An 18718-nucleotide genomic window follows, 5' to 3' on the forward strand; every position below is an offset into this window, starting at 1 on the left:
AATTCCTATATGCACATATACAAAAGAGGGGCTGGCTAATGCCACCCCCTTCTTTTTATTGAATTTTTTGAATCATGTTATAAATCATTTCAGCCGCTTCGGCGCGTGTGATTTCCTGTTTTGCACGGAAGCTTCCATCTGGATATCCTTGTACTAAATTAATTTCGGTTAGACCCAGTACATCTTCTCTGGCCCATTCCACAATTTGAGAGGCATCTGAGTAGATGTTGCTTTCTTGTTGTGGCGTAGCCTTGATAACGTTGTTCACCATTTTAGCCGCCTGCTCCCGGTTAATAACGCGATCTGGAGCAAATACCTTATTACTAAATCCACGAGCGACCTGGTCTTTAATCGCTGTTTTTAGTAGATCAACATACCACGCTGATGGATTGATATCCTCGAAGCTTAAAGCCATATCCGTTTCGAGCGGTAATTTCAGGGAACGGACGAGCATCGAAGTGAACTCCATACGTGTTACAGGTCTGCTCGGCTCAAAAAGGGTTTGGGTCATACCCTTCACTACCCCCAAATCTGCAAGGGCATTAATCTTATCTTTGTTAAATGCCCGTTCAATGTCACTAAAGCGATTGGGCTTCGTTTCGACTGAAGGTGCTTGAACGATCGCTGTTTCAGTCAACTCCTCTACATCGGGCTGAATCGGCTTGATGATCCCCCCACCTCCTGCTCCACCGCCTGAGGCTGAGGCTTCAGTATTCCCTGTTGTTTTACCGTTGGCTTGTTTTGCAATGGTACGCTTTCCTTGGCTGTTTTCTGCCCATAGCTGAACTGCATACGATTGTTTCTCTTTAAGTTGACTCCAAATAAAGCTTCGATCCTTACCACGATATAATTCTGCTTGCCCTTCACTGGTGAGTACGAAAATATCATTTTTGTGTTCTGATTCCCAGTGGATCATAAACTCGCTATTCGTCGTCTCCGTTTTCGAAAACGCAAATTCTGGAGACGGTAACGTTTCTACCTCGCCTTCTGTCTGTTTACCTTCACCGCTTGTGTTAACCGGTTTGACCGTAATACGATACACCGTAGAGCTATCCAAACCATCTACTTTAAAATTAGAGTTTACTGTATGACCGATAAGCAGCCCATTTTGGTATACATGGTAGGTATCCGCACCAGGAGCTTCTTTCCACGTCACTACCAGATCGGTATCTGTTACATCTTTAAATGTCAGCTCATGATCTGGTATTTGACCTGGCAGCGCACGATACGTAAATGGAGTCCACTCACCTGCGCCCGTTGTATTGACAGCTTGAATGCCGAACGAGTACATCGTACCGGGTTGGATACCTGAAAGCTTGATACTAGTATCCTTGGTATTCACGATTTCACCAGTATCTTTCCGAATTACAGCATATTGATAAGCATTTTTGCTTTCATCCCAGTTCAGCAAAATCTGGCCATTCCCTAGCTCTGTGACTTTGACGTTTTGCACTTGAGGTGGAAGCGTGAGCAGCTCTTCCCGCACAGGCTGACTGAACCCACTACCATTACCGCTGCTCACCTGAAAATCGTATTTCTTTCCACCCTCTAATCCGGATACGACTACACGTGGTTCCGTGCTGTAATAATCCTGGCTATTGATTGATACTTTATATTTGGTCGCCCCATCGACTGGGTCCCAAACAATCGCGGCATCATGTTCCCGAACCTCTACCGCTATAAGTCGTACAACCGATGCGGGTAGTGTTAATTCGTTGATAGTTGTATCTTCACCTATACCACTTCGATTGTAGGCCCGGATTCGAATATTTGCATTCCTACCTGCGGGCAATCCATCAAAAGTATAGGCATGGCTTCCCCGGGGAAGCCGCACATCTGGCTCATCATTAACATTCAAGATGTATCCGTCAGCCCCCTGCACATCTTGCCAACCTACACTGACAGAATATACATCATTCTCCACACTCGCCAGCGTAGTTACCCGATCAGGTAATGTGATGACCCTCAAATGAGCATCATCTCCAAGGCCGGTTGCATTTTCAGCGGAAATGGAATAATCATACTCCGTTCCTGCCTGAAGTCCGTGATCAGCGAATTCAGTATACACATCCTTATAAACAGCTGCTTTGTCCCGCTCCAGAGCATAGTATGTCGCTGTAATTACACGATCCCATTTTAAGTCGATTCCATCGTCCTTCACGGTTACATTTTGGAATCCGCTTGGGCTATCTGGCAGGCTTAAAAAAGACACATGCTTGGCCGCACCCTCACCACTGGCATTCATTGCTGATACCGAAACATCGTAAAATTCACCCGGTTTCATCCCCGTAATTGGATTATACACATCCTGTGTAACAGTATCCTTAAATATGACTTCCCCCGTACTAACATCCATTGCTGTAATCTTATAGCTGTCAGCTGAAAGCACTGGCGTAAAATCAGCCATGATTTGTGCTGAAGTACGAGACATGGTTCGTAATCGGATCTGATCCGGGGCATCAGGTAACGTTAGCACACGAACTCGATTGGAATAAGCATTGCCTCCCACGTGATTACTGGAACGCACTTCATATTCGTATGGACGCCCTCCCTGTAGCCCTTTGTTTGTAAAAGAATTTGTCGGATGCGTAACATCCCAAATCTCATTCGTCGTTAAATTTCGGACGGTATAGACGTAACCATCATCAAGGCCCGATGGAAGAGTCCATTGCAGATCGACCTCTGTATTTCGTACGGATGACGCAGAAAGCTCAGCCGGCTGAGGTTGCTTCTGAATGCGAAGTGCTCTGCTGACCGTTTCAGAAATGTTACCCGCCTGATCTTTAACCTTGGCATGAACATACCATTCACCTTCATTTGAAAGGTTAATCTGAATTCCTGTATCAGCAGCTGTATCCCAATGTTCGGGTACATCAGGGCTGTTCGTGATTTTATACTGCATCGTCGCTGGTTCGATCCCCGAATGTTGGTCCGCATATCGTATCCCCACTTGGATGCTCGTATCCTTCCATTCACGCGAATCCGGTGTGAGCTGGATCGTCGGGGGTTCCAAATCAATGTAAGATGTTGCGGACACTGGATCACTCCGATTTCCAGCTGCATCCACAGCTTGAGCAGTCACTTTGACGATGCCAGAATTATTTAATACTCCCGATGAACCAGGAACATAATGGCCAGAGCCCATTTGATATTCGTAATGTACTGCTGAAATATCCGTTCCACCCGAAATAGCAAATTGTACTGGCTTATTGGTGTATCGGGTGGGCATCGTCACCTCGGAGAACGTAACTTCCGGGGGCGTTGGCCTAGTTCGATCAATCATGACCGATTGAGTCACGATTGGACTAGACACGTCCAGATTATTGATCGTCCGTGCTGATAGTTCGTACAGCCCTTCCGCGTTTAATGTAAAAACGCCATTGTATGTCTGCCACTCCCCTGCTGAACTCAAACGATACTGCGTCATCTTGATTCCATTTACAGGATCACTTCCTGAATCAATGGCAATATTCACATTGTTGATCGTTGGGCCCGCCTCGCTAGCTCGGATAGCAGGAGCAGTCGGACCCTTTTTATCAATAGTGACTTCCTTGCTTACTTCTTGGCTCACATTACCCACGTTGTCTATGGAGCGGGCATAAACCGTGCTTTTGCCATCTTGATTAACATGGAATGCTCCACCATAGTCTTGCCAACCTCGATTGACAACGCCCGTCACGCGAAATTGTGTATGGGCCAGCCCAGAATAGTCGTCCGCTCCTGGCTGCAATGTAATGGTATAGTCATTACTGTTGCCCGTTGCACTTATGATCGGTGGCGTCGGCGGCATTTGGTCTATCCTGACATTCCCGGAAGAAAGACCACTGTACTGGTTGTTCACGTCTACAGTCCGGGCATAGATTGTATTTACACCATGATCATATACAGTAAAGGGTCCTGTGTACTGTTGAAATGCTCCACCATTTAGGCTGTATTCATAGTATTTTAGCCCTTCAGGTGCCACATCCCCATTGATCCAAACCGTTACAGGTCCTTTGGTCCACCCCGTACTTGCTTGGCCCTCAGCCCCTGCATTAATCTGGGGTGATTTAGGCATCAAGTCTGATTTGGGAATGACACGGACTCCAAACCTGGATATTTCAGTACTTGTCTGCTGGTTAGTACCCATAGCTCTAAAATACCGAATATCTTTTAACGTAATAGAGTCTGTGATCTCTACCCATTTCCCTTGATAAGAGCTACTGGCATAAAATTTTGTGACATCGGTCCATGTATATAAATTCGTTCCATTAGGCTGCCAACTGTTACCCGCTGCTGCATTAGATACATATATATCAGTATGGTAAGACCCTTCGATATAAACAAAAATCTTATAATCTGATGTCTTAATAGATCTTCCAATATCAACAAAACGTTCTGTCGGCTGCACCACACCCTCACACTTATATCTTGCCGAGCCCATGCCGCTATAAACTTCAGTTGCTCCTATTCCATTTCCTGACCATAACCCCCAACTGTCACCCCCACCAGGTAAATTATTTTGGCAAAAAGGTCCTCCGATGATCTCTTGGGTAGCAGCTGATACCCTCTCTGGAAATATAGGGAGGGCGGTTAACATGATCATTACAGCTAAAAATCCATATACCCACTTGCTATATTTCCTTACCTTTCGCTTATTTTTTGGATACATACATTTCTCCCTTGCTTTATTTTATTTTCAAAGAGTTGTACAAACTCGTTTCGGCTAAAATAGAAAAAGCACCCCAAACGAAGGCGGTTAAGCCTAAGTTTGAGGTGCTTCCTCAAAGTAACGAGTATGTTTTGAAGTTATTATACTTCGTTCTAAACGTAATGTAAACAGCACGACATCATTTAAAATTCATAAATTCTTGTATTTCACATTATTCCACATCTCGGGGTCAGCCTCGAAGCCTTAATTAACGTGAACGCCCAAGTTCCGAAAAAAGGCGCGCAAGTTCTGACTGTAAGAGTCCTGCATAGCGGAAGATTCCTTAAGAATATTTTGCATACTGTTCATAAAAGCGGAAGCTGAAGTCGTATCAGCCTTGTCAAACCGGTTCTCTATTCGCGTGTTATTTAGCAACTCCGCAATCTCTCCTGTACGTTCCTTATATTTCTCAATCCATTTGGGGTTTTGAGGAGCCTTTTGTGCAAAATCTATCAACTGACTCAGTCCATTCCCTCCACCTTTAATGTCATTGATGAATGCAGTATATTTTTGGGGGTCAGCCTGCTTCATCAATTCCGACATTTTGACGTAATCCTCAGGGGCACCTATCGGACGGTCTATTGGAGTCGTGTAACTAATATCTCCAGTCTCTGGATCAATTGAACGTGTCAAAGCAATAGCAGCTATTTGGTTCATAGTTTCCAAAAACTCTTTGGCCTTGTCACCTTCCATATAGTGGTCTGCAATATACTTGGATTGGGAAACTCCCATCTCCAGTAGCACGGTTCGCTGGCTCTCATCTGTTACTGTTCCATTGACGATAAAATTGGATTCAATCATACTGTACACCGCATTGGACACTTCTTCTGGCTGACCTTCTAAAACTCGGTTTAATGCATCGTTGATCTGGGTTGTTCCGAAATACTTAGCAGACTGTGATACAATAGCTCCTTCAGCCAGTTGCCTACCAGTTTCGCTAATCTCTACGGAGTCTTGAATAACCAATTCGGAGCGTTTTCCTTCATAAAGCTGGGGGGATTGGGCTTGCTTAGCTTCCACATTTATCCGCAAGCTACTAGTATTAATAACGGCTCGTTGCATTCTAAGGGGCTCAAAATTCATTTGATTTCCTCCTGTCATTTGGTAACAGGCACTCTAAGTCGTATGTATAATGTAATGTGACCCTGTTTCTATATATATCGGACAAAGCACATATGGAATGAATACATGCTTTGTCCTAAAAATGAACAAATATTAAAGCAGTTAATCAACCGCCATAAATACTGTAAGCGAAGTGATATACAATATCTGTGTCTATAATCGAAGTTCCTCTAACCTGAGCAGCTACCCCTGAGAGATCAAAATAGTGTGTAAAACTGATTGCTCCGGACAAGTATTCCGCAATACTTCCAGTTGAATGAGGCAGGGAAACGGTAACACTAAAGGCCCCATTCTGATCCGTATATGCTGTGCCTGTACGAGTGCGATTGCCGCTGCCTTCAGTCCAGTTCTGATTCAACCATGTCATATCAACAGGCGCATTTGCAACAGGATAATTATCAGTTGTAGTAACGACACCCTTCACAGTAAAATCACTGGTTCCAGTAACACGGTAATGACGACCGTAAGAATAGGTTGGGTAATCATTAGGGCCATTTTTAGAAGAGTCGTAACCGTTAATTACAATTTTTCCAGCCCGAAGCACCGGTTTAAGTGTTAGTGTATACAAATGGTCAGCTGAGTACTGATTGGTTGTGTATACTCGTACATAGTAGGTTCCAGTATTTAAAGAAACATTGTGATTCGTTTGCGGGAGAAGCACCATCTGGTTGCCGCTGAGAGCTCCATAAACTTCCGCTTTGTAACCGTAGCTTTCCGAGGTACTATCCAGCTTTACATTTAATGCATCATAATTGCGGCTCGCAGGGATCGTGATTTGATACCAGTCGTTATCAATGCCTGAATGGATGGAACGTGAGTTAAGGGAAGATCCACCCGTACTAAAGGTAAAGTTATAAGCATGAAAAGCGCTCTCATCCGGCTCATATGCATCGTAGCTGGAACTTGTATCGACAGTTAGATAGAAAGGAGCATTAATGCTAGAGCCCTTCTTCGCATGAACTGCAATCGCATAAGCCTTTTCCGATCCGATAGCATTGCGCGCTCCTACGTTTTCGGGAAGTGATGCAGCCCCCTGTTCATAATTGTTAAAATAAGTACCGTAGGTAGAAGCGTCTATTGGATTGGGGTTGATGTCACCTGTCGTCATATCAAACTCGTATAAGTACAAGTCATAGTCAAGCTGTGCTGAAAATGGTCCGTCCAGCTGAGCCTGCAACAATTCGCCAGGCTGCAAATAGATCGGATATAAAAATTGTGTACCTCCCTCTTCCGTAATCGTACCGGAATACGTAGCAGAAGAAGCTGTGGCTGCCGCTGGGCTTGCTTTCAGCGAAGGAACAGTTTCTTTTTTCAATGAGGGTGTCTCTGGTGTCTTGAAGTTGAGATCTTCCTTCATGGCATATACCGAAGAAGTAATACTGTCAGGCTTGTCTGCCCGCATTAGCTGCTTAATGACGCTTTCATTTGCAGTTGTTAGCTGAACATCGGACTCCGCCTTAATCGCTTGGTCCGATACCCCATCTGTGCTTTGACTCGCATTCGCAGTCAACCCAAAAGCAAACAGGAGCATCGCGCTTAGCATAACTGCAATAGCCTTTTTGAACCTCTTCATACTGAAATCCCCTCTCAAATGGTTTAAGGAATTCCCGCTATTCCCCAGATAAACCAGGGTAACTTCTAGGCTGTATGGCTCTATCATAAAACACTTCTGGTTCTAATGGAAGATACTGTGCAAAAAAACATAAAGAGCCGCCTTTTTCGAAAATGGAAAGCCTCAGCAAGCCATTGCGAAAAAAAGCGACTCTTATGTATTACTCTACTACGTTAAAAAATGATTAATTTCTAATACTGTAAGCAAAAAGATAAATAATATCCGTTGCACTAATCGAGGTGCCGTCGACCTGAGCCGCTACCCCTGTAAGATCATAATAGTGTGTAGAACCAATGTCACTCAAATATTCTACATTTCTTCCTGTAGATTGTGGAAGGGATAGTGTCACACTGAATCTCCCGTAATCGTTCGTATACGTAGAAGCCGTTCTGGTACGATTACCGCTGCCCTCGCTCCAGTTCTGATCCAGCCAAGCGACAGTGACAGGCGCATTAGGAACCAGTTGACCATCCGTTGTTTTAACGACACCATTCACGATCAGGTTGCTGCCTCCGTTAATACGATAATGACGACCGTATGAGTAAGTTGGATAGTCATAATAGCCATTGGAGTTAAAGCTCGTAATTTCGATTTTACCAGCCTTGAGTACCGGTTTCATGGTTAGTGTATACAAATGGTCGGCTGAATACTGACTTGTGGTGTACACTCGCACATAGTAGGTTCCTGTATTCAGGGAAACGTTGTGATTCGTTTGCGGAAGAAGCACCATTTGGTTGCCAGTGAGCACCCCATAAACTTCCGCTTTATAGCCGTAGCTCTCCGAGGTACTATCCAGCCTTACATTTACAGCATCATAATTACGACCTGCTGGGATCGTGATTTGATACCAATCGTTATCTATTCCGGAATGGATGGAGCGTGAGTTAATTGAAGAACCTCCGTTGTTAATTGTAAAATTATAAGCATGAAAGGCGCTCTCATCCGGCTCATATGCATCATATTTGGAGCTTGTAGCCACAGTCAGATAGAAAAGATCATTAATACTTGACCCCTTCTTGGCATGGACTGCAATCGCATAAGCCTTTTCAGATCCAGTCGTGTTGCGGGCTCCTACATTTTCGGGAAGTGATGCAGACCCTTGCTCATAATTGTTAAAATAAGTACCGTAGATGGAATTGTCAATGGCATTGGGATTAATGTCACCTGTCGTCATATCAAACTCATATAAGTACAAGTCATAGTCAAGCTGTGCTGAAAACGGTCCGTCTAATTGAGCCTGCAACAATTCACCGGGCTGCAAGTAGATTGGATATAAAAACTGCGTACCTCCCTCTTCCGTAATCGTACCGGAATATGTAGCGGAGGACGCTGTAGCTGTGGCATTCGCTGATACTGACTTTGGACTTGCTTTCAGCGAAGGGGTAACTTTCTTTTTCAAAACAGATTTCTGTGGCGTTTGCAAGTTGATATTTTCCGTAATGGCATACACCGAATCTGTAATGCTTGCGGGCTTGTCTGCCCGTGTTAAATCTTTAATGACGCTTTCTTTTTCAGTTGTTAGCTGAAAACTGGACTCCGCTTTAATCGCCTGTTCCGTTTTACCCTCTGTGCTTTGACTCGCGTTCGCAGTCATCCCGAAAGAAAGCAGGAGCACCGTGCTTAGCAACAGCGAAGTTGCCTTTCTGAACCTGTTCATACTAAAAAATCCCCTCTCGAATGTTTTACTAAATTTCCGCTATTCCCCAGATACATCTGGAAAACTTCTATGCTGTCTATCCTCTATCATAAAGCAATTCTGGTTCTAATGGAAGATACTTCTTCAAATATTCTTATTTGTAATCCGTGATAATTTTGTCACCGCTTTTGGAACTATGCCTGAGGCAGTGGACAGAGCACTGGAAATCCTTGTCTACTTTTTTATCCTAAAAATCACGACGAATAAGGCTACCCTAATTAAAAGGGAGCCTTTTTTTGAGTTTCAAGCTAAAAAACTTGAACACATATCTTGAGCGCACATAATGTACCTTTCGTAAAACACGTAAAAAGTTATTGTGAGCGCTGTGCTTTAATATCGCATTCATGTAGAGTGCGACCCAAAGGAGAGATATACAGATGAACAGACTAGCAAAGATTTCAATCCACGCACTCATATAGAGTGCGACAGTGCAAAGATATTAACTGCTACAGTCAACAGTATATTTCAATCCACGCACTCATATAGAGTGCGACGAAATAAAAGCCAAAATAGCCCTAGACTGGGCAATTTCAATCCACGCACTCATATAGAGTGCGACAGTAATCTTATGTCCTATCTTCCTAGCTACTACATTTCAATCCACGCACTCATATAGAGTGCGACTCGAAAAACTGTGATTGCCCAAGAATCCCCCACTTCAGGATTTCAATCCACGCACTCATATAGAGTGCGACCTCTACGATCCTAGCTGTCTCTTCTGGATCTCCAGAATTTCAATCCACGCACTCATATAGAGTGCGACTCCTATGTTACCGCGAAACGTGCATCTGAAAAGCTGATTTCAATCCACGCACTCATATAGAGTGCGACGTTGACCGGATTCATGGTCAACACCACATTTCGCAATTTCAATCCACGCACTCATATAGAGTGCGACCTCACCAGCAGCCCCCAAGGCATCTACACTTAAACAAATTTCAATCCACGCACTCATATAGAGTGCGACAAAATACCTCAAGCAGATCGACGCAGCCAAGACAGGATTTCAATCCACGCACTCATATAGAGTGCGACTTTTGATTAAACCCGTGACTTTAGTTTTGTGAATAATTTCAATCCACGCACTCATATAGAGTGCGACGCCATAAAATCACCCCAATACCCGTATATGTGGTATTTCAATCCACGCACTCATATAGAGTGCGACAGCGAAAATGCAGTAATTCATACCCTAACGATATCAATTCCACACATTATCGTAAAAACTGATGCCAAATAAGCTTGAATCAACTATTGACTTTTAAGGTTAAATAGCCATCCCAACACTTTTCGACAAATTTCGAGGTGCGAAGGACCCGGGATTTTCATGTGCGCTTGGGGTTCGCACCGAAGCGCCTTCTATATGATACCCTATTTTTAATGAGTAGATCAATCAACTTAGTTTCGACACTATTTTACCATAAAAACCCTATCATTCTCTTATTTATACGATATAATAAAAGATATGGATAGTTCTTTTAGACTACAGTCACATCGAATTACCCATAACATACATAAAAAGGGGAATACAGATGAAAAAACTTAGCGTATTTATGTTAGTATTATGTTGCTTTTCTATTTTGGCAGCCTGCTCTACTGATCCTGTTAAAAAAGATTTAATTACGTATATCAATGATGGAATGCTTCCCTTGGCACAAGATGAAACAGCAGTAACTGACAAGTATGAGGCCGTGACTAAAGATGATAACGCAGATGATCTAACACTATATAATACTTTAAATGATGAAATCATCCCGGAATACAGCAAATTTGTCGATAAAGTAGAAGCTGTAAAAACGGAAACTCCTGAGGTAAGAGCCGTTCACGAAATCTACATCAAGGCCGTTAATATCCAAAATGAAGCCATGATTACGATGGTAGATGCGTTGGATAAACAGGATCTGAACTTAGTCAATGAAAGTAACGCCAAGCTCAGCGAGGGTAGAAAGCTAATCAGAGATTTTCAAGAACAACTCAACACACTTGCCAAAAAGCATGATGTGGAAATGAACAAGAATTAAGATTTAAAGCTCCCATCAGGGGAGCTTTTTCTATATCTCTTAGGAATACTCGAAGCAAATGACCGCTTTACCCAATTCTCTATCATAAAATAAATAGGCAGAATCCGCCCCGAACACTTGAAAATAATATCCGGTAATGGAACCCGATATAGGTAAACGTCTCGCCATTGGCACGTTTAGGTACATGAAGCAAGTTCGTCTGTTCGAACTAGAACAACTCTTAGATAGATTCACCATATTCCTTTATATAGCTTTGGGGCTCTTCGGACTGAAATGCGATATCATCCAATATACTGTTTACTTCAGGAAAACTCACTCCCCTACCACTGGATTTCTTTTCCTCAAAATCGCGGATGAGTTCTTCTACGGACTCTTTGGCATCAACTCTTTTTTCTTTTGCTGAATATCCACCTTATATATATGTCCTCCTCATATGATGTATGGTCTATACCCATTTCATTGAATGGTAACAAACGGGTTTGAAGTTCGCTATAAGTGGGCCGTCTACTTTCTGTTGTGTTGGTTCAATGCGATTAAGATGGTGACAATTAATCCGATCAACGCAACCAGCAGCGTACCGAACATCATCATTAATGTCAAAGCATCTTTAACCTCCACGGCCCTCACATCCTTTGCAGGAGACTAGCCAACTGCCCACCCAAGCCATTTTGTCGTCAGCGTTGCAACTACACCTATGGTTTGTTATGTACGGGCATACATTTCCTCTTCTACTCTTTCAATCGCTTGAATCAACGTCATGTGAGGGTCCTCATGCTTATACTGAATGGCCTGTTCGCCTGTACCGCCAGCATCACACCATTCCCAGTACATATGCACATCTACGGATTCCAGAAAATATACAGATAAGGCTTCGACCGGATTCATAGCATACATCGCCATAAAGGCTTCATTCGAGAGTTGCTTATAACGCAGGTATTCGTCTTTCATCAGGTAGAGCAGATGTTGGATTGCCTGTTCATTCACATTGATGATACGACGGATGAACGCATTGCGTCTTTCAACGGTATTCAGTATGATTTGCATAGCATGACGAATCTGCACAGCTTCAGGACTGATTTTGAGCAGGTGAATTAAATCATTAGTGGTTAAATTAGGGTTCCAGGGAGCTGGCTCAATAATCCGTGTCCATGCATCGTTATACCCTCTTTCAAAAACCTCAATCGCGTCCGAAACATTGACACCGATGGTTTGCCATTTCCGATGAAGTGCATCCACAATATGATAATAGTGTAGCTCTGCTGCTTCCTGCTCTCCCTTTTCCTGCTCCCACACCTGATTCATGCGTACAATATCCTTGATCCCTTGCACATTCGCTTTCCGTTTTTCAGTCACAGGTATCATCCTCCATTGAAATTCTGGTAAAATAGCAATAGCAAAGCTAAGGGTATGTTCGTTACATCCCTTTGGGTTGGTATTATATTCGCATTAGCGAATAAATCGTATATGCATTATATTATTCGCATAAATGAATAATGTCAATGAGTTTTTAGGAGGTTTCTTTTTCTTGCTAAAATTAAATATAAGGCTTAAAGAAGTGTTAAAAGACCGAAATATGACGCAAATGCAACTTTCTGAAAAATCAGGTGTTAATCAAGCAAGAATCTCACAGCTTTGTAAAAATGGAAGACAAGAAGTAAACTTGCTTATGCTTGAAAAGATCGCCTATGCTTTGGAGATCAAGGACATTTCCGTGCTAATGCAGTTTGAAGAAACGGAATAGCGTGGTTTATGCATGTTAAGCGTAGGAATAGATTAAGGAGTCTGTTTTAAAACGGGCTTCTTTTTTGGTGTTCAGCTTTTTAGGGTGGTAGTCCAAGCAGTTCCACGACTATAAAAAAGTTAGTTCATCAAGATGAGTCCATTGGCATTTTAACCAACACAAAAAAGGCTTGCCAAGTTCAAAGGCAAACCTTTTTTATGTTTCAAAGAAACATGAGGAACGTCATAGCTGTGCTACATGTGGGGTATGAGAAATACGTGTTTTCAATTCATGCTCCTACATAAGGAGCGACATGGGTCAAAGATGCAGCTTTCATGCGTTTAGCGATTATTTCAATCCACGCTCCTACATAAGGAGCGACTGGATGGTTTGGCGACTATGAGGTGCCGCTATGAGTATTTCAATCCACGCTCCTACATAAGGAGCGACAGCACGCGTTACAAAGCCTTACCCAGCAAGGCTTTGTAAAAGCTTTTTCGCAAATCTCTTTTTAACGTAGCAATAAATGTTGAAACCACACCCCAAAATCGCTGAATCCCTTGTCTGGCGCGGGGTGCGAATGTTCCGGGGATTTCATGTGCACTTGGGGTTCGCACTCAAGCCTATGAAACCCATGCCTTGTTCTGTTATAAATTCTTTTTCAACTCCTGATCCTTTTGTTGCTCACTCAAATGCTGTAGTTCCTTGCTGTCATACAATAGACTCAGTTGGGGCTCGAAATTATCACCTTGTAAATCAAGCAAAATTTCTGTATCTTCTGTCTCCCATGCTGCCTGATAATGCAATTCACCTGTCGCTACAGCCATTCCCCATTGGCTTGGTGTATCCTTGTATAACTCTCCCTTCCAAAGGGTATCATCACTGCTAGGCTTGCCGTATTTCTCCGTTAGGCTCTTTTTTAAGTCATTATAATTCTCAATATAATCATTCTTATTCGTATGTTTTTCTGTAACTAAATAACCTGCACGAACCAATTGATCATCCACAAAAAAGTACATGAGTCCGCTTTCCAGTCCCAATATCTTGGAATAATAGGCAATCGACTCTTGATCTTCTTCCTCAACCTTCATATCTTCAGATGCCTTTACTTGCTCTTTACTCATCCCCCAGCCTACGTTGCGAAATGATATTTTACCTTGATATCCCTTATTTTCAGTCGCTACCGTCTCATGTACAGTTGAACTGTCAGAGCCTCCTGATGCATTTGAACTTGTAGCACTCTCTGTACTTGTGGTACCGCTCTTGGAAGTAGTACAGCCCGATAGAACGACTCCTGCTACGCATAAACATAACAATACCTTTTTCATAAACTGACCCCTTTACCGAATATATACCAAAACTCTACCATGTCTTTGGTAATGGGTCTATAGTAATGATCATACAAACCATTTTTCAGCTATCTATTCCCCAACCATTACGTTATAATGATCTCAACTATTTTATTCCGATATGAAAAGGATGATATATATGAGTCAAGTTCCTGCCTCGATTCCCCGTCCGTTGGTCAGGACTAATCAATGGGTGATTGTGCTGTCTGTGGTCTTTACCTGGATTACAGGGGCGTATGGGGTGTTAGCTATTCCGCTGGTTGCGGGGTTGCTCGGTGTGCTTTTCAACTTCAATCCGGTGATGCGGGTAGCCAAGCTGTTTTTAAAGAAAAGCCCTTCCTCATATGTGCAGGAAGACCGGGGACAGCAAAGATTTAATCAACTCCTTGCCGTCTTTTTTCTGCTGGTGGCTCTGGCAGGATTTACGTTCCAATGGAGTGTTGTCGCTTATGTGTTCTCGGCGATGGTGCTGGTTGCGGCATTGGTGGCTATTCTGGGCTTTTGTGTCGGATGCTTTATTCTCTACCAATGGTCCCAATATCAATATCGGAGAAGAAATCACGTATAGATTGCCTCCCCTTCATCCTATTTTGCAACAATCGTATCCTCAAACACAAAAACAGAGATAGCTATATCTTCTTCCACCTTAATATCTGAAAAGAGGTGCAGCAGTCGGGAATCCATGTATTCCTCCAGTTCTTTGTTGAACTGTACGGGATAGATTTTCTGAACCATTTTGGTTCGGGCTGCATGCACCATCTCTTTCCCGGCAACCTCTTGTGCCAGAAACTTTTCAGAAGGGGTTAAATTACCGTACAGCATCGTGATGGCCATGTTATCTACAAAGGTTGTATGTATGCGTTCCGGGCCTTTTCCAAATAGCTCTTTACGTACTTTTCGAATAATTTCGTTAAAACCCGTTTCCTTTCTCATATCGCACCGCTCTCCTAAATCTACTAAAATCCTTGTTACTATTTCCATCATAACTGATTTCTCTCATATAAAACAGAGATTGAACGAAAGTGATTTTTGGAACATGCTTTGTGATATATGCCAAACATAAGAAAATAAAACACAGCCTGCCCCATCGGCAGACTGCGTAGGTTTCATACTCTATAGCGGGCTAATCCTTCACCAATCGGTTTGAAAGCATCAACATGATAAAAGAGAACAGAATGATGACGGCCACCCAGCTCCAGGAGAGTGCCATATTTCCGGCCTCGGACGCGGTGTAAATCGCCGTAGACAGGGTTTGGGTCTGTTCGGGAATATTACCCGCAAGCATCAGCGTAGCGCCAAATTCTCCTAATCCCCGGGCAAATCCAAGAATGTATCCCGAGATGAGCGGGCGATAGGCAAGAGGCATTGTAATGTAGCGAAATACTTGCCATTCGTTGGCACCTTGGGCACGTGCAGCCTGCTCTACCTCGGGATCGACGGCTTCAAAACCTGCCTTGATCGTCCGATAAGCCAGTGGAAAAGCCACAATTACAGAAGCCACCACCGCAGCTCCCCACGTAAATACAATCGTCTGCTGGAACAGGCTTTCGAAGGCTATACCGATCCAGCTTTTCCTCCCCAGCAAGATGAGCAAAATAAAGCCAACGACTGTGGGGGGCAAAACAAGTGGAAGAAGTAAGACCGTCTCGATCACGCTGGTTCCCCTCCGCAGCTTGCAGTTCGCCATCATCCGAGCCACCACAGTAGCTAACAGAAATACAAAGATGCTGGCGACGACGGCTACTTTGACGGATACGATAACCGGAGGAAGAAAAGCTGACCAATCCAACGGGACCCCCTCCTTTATAGATGGATGCTATTTTCCAGTCGTTTCTGTAGGAGCTGAAAATCCGTCCTTGCTGAATACGCCCATCGCTTCATCCGTACGCAGAAAATCGAGAAACTCACCAGCTTCCTTGCTGTGTTTCGTTGCTTTTACAATACCTTCCGGGTACAGAATCGGAGCATGAAGTTCCTCAGGCACTTCCAGTGCAACGACTGCTTTATCCGAAGATTTGGCATCCGTCAGGTAGACGAGTCCCGCATCGGCGTTGCCTGTTTCTACATAGTTTAATACCTGTCTTACGTCCTTGGCGAATACCAGCTTCGACTCCAGCTTGTCCCATAGTCCGGCCTTCGTCAGCGCTTCTTTGGAATACTGTCCAGCAGGAACGGTAGTTGGCTCCCCGACAGCTACTTTCAGAAAGGATGGGCTTGTCAGATCATGGAGTGTAATATTTTTGTTATCCGTGCTTTTCGACTTATCCTGTGGAACAACCACAACCAGTTTATTTTGGAGTAGTACACTATCCTTTTCTATTAAAGAAGCATCGGTCAATGCCTTCATTTGCTTCATACCTGCCGAAATAAATACGTCAGCGGGTGCGCCTTGCTCAATCTGTTTTTGCAATGTGCCAGATGAAGCATAGTTAAAGGTAAGTTTGATATCTGGATGCTGCTTTTCATACTGGTCCTTGAGCGTGTTGAGGCTATCTTGAAGACTCGCAGCGGCAGATACGATGATCTCCGTTTTTGGTGCAGATTGTGTCGACTGTACAGCAGCCGAAGACGAGCAACCAGCCAGCACCCATGCCAACAATCCAACCAACGTGAATATGTAGCCAAATTTCATTTTCAACTTACTCTTCCCCTGTCCTATAAATTCCGAAATGGGTATAACGATGTACACCTCATAACGGTTCAACTCTATTGGGTCAGCCCAAATATTTGTGAACAATAGATCTCGCCTCGGCGATGTCCTTCGTGCCATGGATCAGAACGCGTCCATCCTGAAATAGAACCAACCGATGCGCTCCAATCACAACGGATACCAGATATGGATTATGTTCTACTCTGCCTCCCTGGCGTGACAATAGACGTGCCGCTTCATTCAGATCGCGCACAGCACCGGAGGCCGGGCGGATTTGAACCGTATCACGTCCACACAAAACAGCCGACTTGGATTGATGCTCCGATTGTAAAAAAGGATACACCGGATGCTCGCCGCACGTTGGGCAGTCGGCTTTCTTCATCGCGCTGATCTGGATCGCCTGATGCTGATTGTTCCACAGATCAAAGGAAGTCAGTTTGCCTTGCAGCGCTGAGTCGTCCCCGGTGAGGAGCTTCAGTGCTTCGGCGCTTTGGTAGGCTGCCACCATCTGTACAGCCGGGCTAATCACACCGACCGTGTCGCAGGTCGCGCCGCCTAGCGGTACGGTTCCGAGCAGGCAATGCAGGCACGGTGTCTGTCCCGGCACGATGGTAAAGGTCGTCCCGTAACTCCCCACACAAGCCCCATAAATCCAGGGAATTTGGTGCTTGACCGCGTAATCGTTAATGAGCAGACGTGTATCAAAATTGTCGGTGGCATCTACGATGAGGTCCACACCTGCTGCGATATCGTCGATTTCTTCCAGTGATATGTCCCGAATTAGCGCGCGAATGTCCACGTCTGAATTGACTTGCTGCAATCGCTTCTGCGCTGCAATCGCCTTCGGCATATGATCACGAGCGTCCGCTTCATCATAGAGCTGTTGGCGTTGCAAATTGCTCCAATCTACATAATCTCGATCCACCAGCGTCAGCCGTCCGATGCCCGCTCGCACCAGCATGTCCGCATTGGCGGTACCCAGTGCTCCAGCCCCAATGATAAGCACGTGCTTGCTGCGGATATTTCGCTGTCCTGCTGGCCCAATTTTCGTAAACAACTCTTGCCTTGAATATCGGGCATGAGACGCGTGGGGCTGCGCTTCTACATCGGCATTCATGTTCTGATCCTTCTTCATTTCAGACATCGTTGTTTTACGCCCCATAAGGGTTCCAACCTCCTAGCTGATGCCCCTTCCATTCCGAGCCGTCCTCCCACACTTCCTTTTTCCAGATCGGCACGATTTGCTTCAAGCGTTCAATCGCATGGCGGCTGGCTTCGTAGCAAGTATCGCGGTGTGCAGAAGAAACAGCAATCACAACGCTCGTCTCTCCAATCCTCACCGTACCAAGCCGATGTGTAATCGCCGTACGTGTAGACGGCCAACGCTCTGCGATCTCGTCACCAATCTGCTTCATCGTGTTCATCGCCATCGGGACATACGCCTCATATTCCAGCAACACAGTACGCTGACCTTGTGTATATTCCCGAGTCGTTCCATTAAAGGTCAGGGAAGCTCCATGGGATGGGTCCTGCACCTTCGCGGTCACCTCATCAGCATCAATCGGATCGTACGTGATCGCAAACAAGCCACATGGCGAAATGACCGTTTCCATCCCTGGTGCGGATTGAAGAAGCGTGATTGTATCTGATGAACGGACGATTTCCTCTGGAGAAGCCAGTTTTTTATTATTCGTAAAAAAAGAACCTTGCAGCAGTGAAGCCGCTTCCGAATATTGCTCATTCAAGCTTTTTCGAATGTCTGCAACAGTCACCGTTTCCTGCGGAAGCTCCAGCGTGATCACGGATTGACCAAGCTGCTCCGCCATACCCGCGAATAGTTGAATACGGTATTGCATAT

Annotated in this window: 15 protein-coding genes and 1 CRISPR repeat array; of the genes, 3 read left to right on the top strand and 12 right to left on the bottom strand. The window is 44.4% G+C overall.

Annotated features, from left to right (window positions below; translation table 11 throughout):
• Nucleotides 1-55: 55 nt before the first annotated feature.
• The 4 genes from NST83_RS16645 to NST83_RS16660 form a co-directional block, all read right to left on the bottom strand.
• Nucleotides 56-4651, bottom strand: coding sequence for a fibronectin type III domain-containing protein (locus tag NST83_RS16645; RefSeq protein ID WP_342414968.1), 4596 nt, complete (start codon nucleotides 4649-4651; stop codon nucleotides 56-58).
• 243 nt (nucleotides 4652-4894) lie between these two features.
• Complete coding sequence (locus NST83_RS16650; RefSeq protein ID WP_342414969.1) at nucleotides 4895-5773, bottom strand: hypothetical protein; 879 nt, start codon at nucleotides 5771-5773, stop codon at nucleotides 4895-4897.
• A gap of 145 nt (nucleotides 5774-5918) precedes the next feature.
• The gene (locus NST83_RS16655) at nucleotides 5919-7385 is read right to left on the bottom strand and encodes a hypothetical protein (RefSeq protein WP_342414970.1); all 1467 of its coding nucleotides are present in this window, start codon (nucleotides 7383-7385) and stop codon (nucleotides 5919-5921) included.
• A gap of 223 nt (nucleotides 7386-7608) precedes the next feature.
• Nucleotides 7609-9081: a hypothetical protein gene (locus tag NST83_RS16660; protein ID WP_342414971.1), complete on the bottom strand. Its 1473-nt coding sequence runs from the start codon at nucleotides 9079-9081 to the stop codon at nucleotides 7609-7611.
• 365 nt (nucleotides 9082-9446) lie between these two features.
• Nucleotides 9447-10288: direct repeats of the CRISPR family, unit length 32 nt; unit sequence ATTTCAATCCACGCACTCATATAGAGTGCGAC.
• Between the two features lie 364 nt (nucleotides 10289-10652).
• Between NST83_RS16660 and NST83_RS16665 the strand changes: the two genes are divergently transcribed.
• Complete coding sequence (locus NST83_RS16665; RefSeq protein WP_342414972.1) at nucleotides 10653-11141, top strand: hypothetical protein; 489 nt, start codon at nucleotides 10653-10655, stop codon at nucleotides 11139-11141.
• A 504-nt stretch (nucleotides 11142-11645) separates the two neighbouring features.
• On the opposite strand, the gene NST83_RS16670 is transcribed toward NST83_RS16665, so the two are convergent.
• Together NST83_RS16670 and NST83_RS16675 are read right to left on the bottom strand one after the other, a co-directional pair.
• A complete protein-coding gene (locus NST83_RS16670) occupies nucleotides 11646-11759 on the bottom strand; it encodes a putative holin-like toxin (protein ID WP_223264084.1) in 114 nt (37 codons plus the stop codon).
• 84 nt (nucleotides 11760-11843) lie between these two features.
• The gene (locus NST83_RS16675) at nucleotides 11844-12494 is read right to left on the bottom strand and encodes a hypothetical protein (RefSeq protein ID WP_342414973.1); all 651 of its coding nucleotides are present in this window, start codon (nucleotides 12492-12494) and stop codon (nucleotides 11844-11846) included.
• A 172-nt stretch (nucleotides 12495-12666) separates the two neighbouring features.
• On the opposite strand from NST83_RS16675, the gene NST83_RS16680 reads away from it, so the two are divergent.
• The gene (locus NST83_RS16680) at nucleotides 12667-12882 is read left to right on the top strand and encodes a helix-turn-helix transcriptional regulator (protein ID WP_342414974.1); all 216 of its coding nucleotides are present in this window, start codon (nucleotides 12667-12669) and stop codon (nucleotides 12880-12882) included.
• Nucleotides 12883-13508: 626 nt separating this feature from the next.
• Here NST83_RS16680 and NST83_RS16685 read toward each other — a convergent pair.
• Complete coding sequence (locus NST83_RS16685) at nucleotides 13509-14189, bottom strand: hypothetical protein (RefSeq protein ID WP_342414975.1); 681 nt, start codon at nucleotides 14187-14189, stop codon at nucleotides 13509-13511.
• 160 nt (nucleotides 14190-14349) lie between these two features.
• On the opposite strand from NST83_RS16685, the gene NST83_RS16690 reads away from it, so the two are divergent.
• Complete coding sequence (locus NST83_RS16690; RefSeq protein WP_342414976.1) at nucleotides 14350-14778, top strand: DUF4395 domain-containing protein; 429 nt, start codon at nucleotides 14350-14352, stop codon at nucleotides 14776-14778.
• Nucleotides 14779-14795: 17 nt separating this feature from the next.
• Here the strand turns inward: NST83_RS16690 and NST83_RS16695 are convergent, their stop codons facing one another.
• From NST83_RS16695 to NST83_RS16715, 5 genes are all read right to left on the bottom strand, one after another.
• On the bottom strand, nucleotides 14796-15143 hold the full coding sequence (locus NST83_RS16695; protein ID WP_137061802.1) for a DUF2294 domain-containing protein: 348 nt from the start codon (nucleotides 15141-15143) through the stop codon (nucleotides 14796-14798).
• 190 nt (nucleotides 15144-15333) lie between these two features.
• A complete protein-coding gene (gene modB, locus NST83_RS16700; RefSeq protein WP_137061801.1) occupies nucleotides 15334-15999 on the bottom strand; it encodes a molybdate ABC transporter permease subunit in 666 nt (221 codons plus the stop codon).
• A gap of 27 nt (nucleotides 16000-16026) precedes the next feature.
• On the bottom strand, nucleotides 16027-16848 hold the full coding sequence (gene modA / locus NST83_RS16705) for a molybdate ABC transporter substrate-binding protein (RefSeq protein WP_137061800.1): 822 nt from the start codon (nucleotides 16846-16848) through the stop codon (nucleotides 16027-16029).
• A 76-nt stretch (nucleotides 16849-16924) separates the two neighbouring features.
• Entirely contained in the window at nucleotides 16925-17995 is a 1071-nt protein-coding gene (locus tag NST83_RS16710; protein WP_342417976.1) for a thiazole biosynthesis adenylyltransferase ThiF, read from the bottom strand.
• Nucleotides 17996-18011: 16 nt separating this feature from the next.
• Nucleotides 18012-18716 (bottom strand): molybdenum cofactor biosynthesis protein MoaE, encoded by a 705-nt coding sequence (locus tag NST83_RS16715; protein ID WP_342414977.1) that lies wholly within the window; start codon nucleotides 18714-18716, stop codon nucleotides 18012-18014.
• Nucleotides 18717-18718 lie beyond the last annotated feature (2 nt).

It is taken from the genome of Paenibacillus sp. FSL R10-2782 (genome assembly GCF_038592985.1).
Taxonomy (GTDB): Bacteria; Bacillota; Bacilli; order Paenibacillales; family Paenibacillaceae; genus Paenibacillus; species Paenibacillus terrae_C.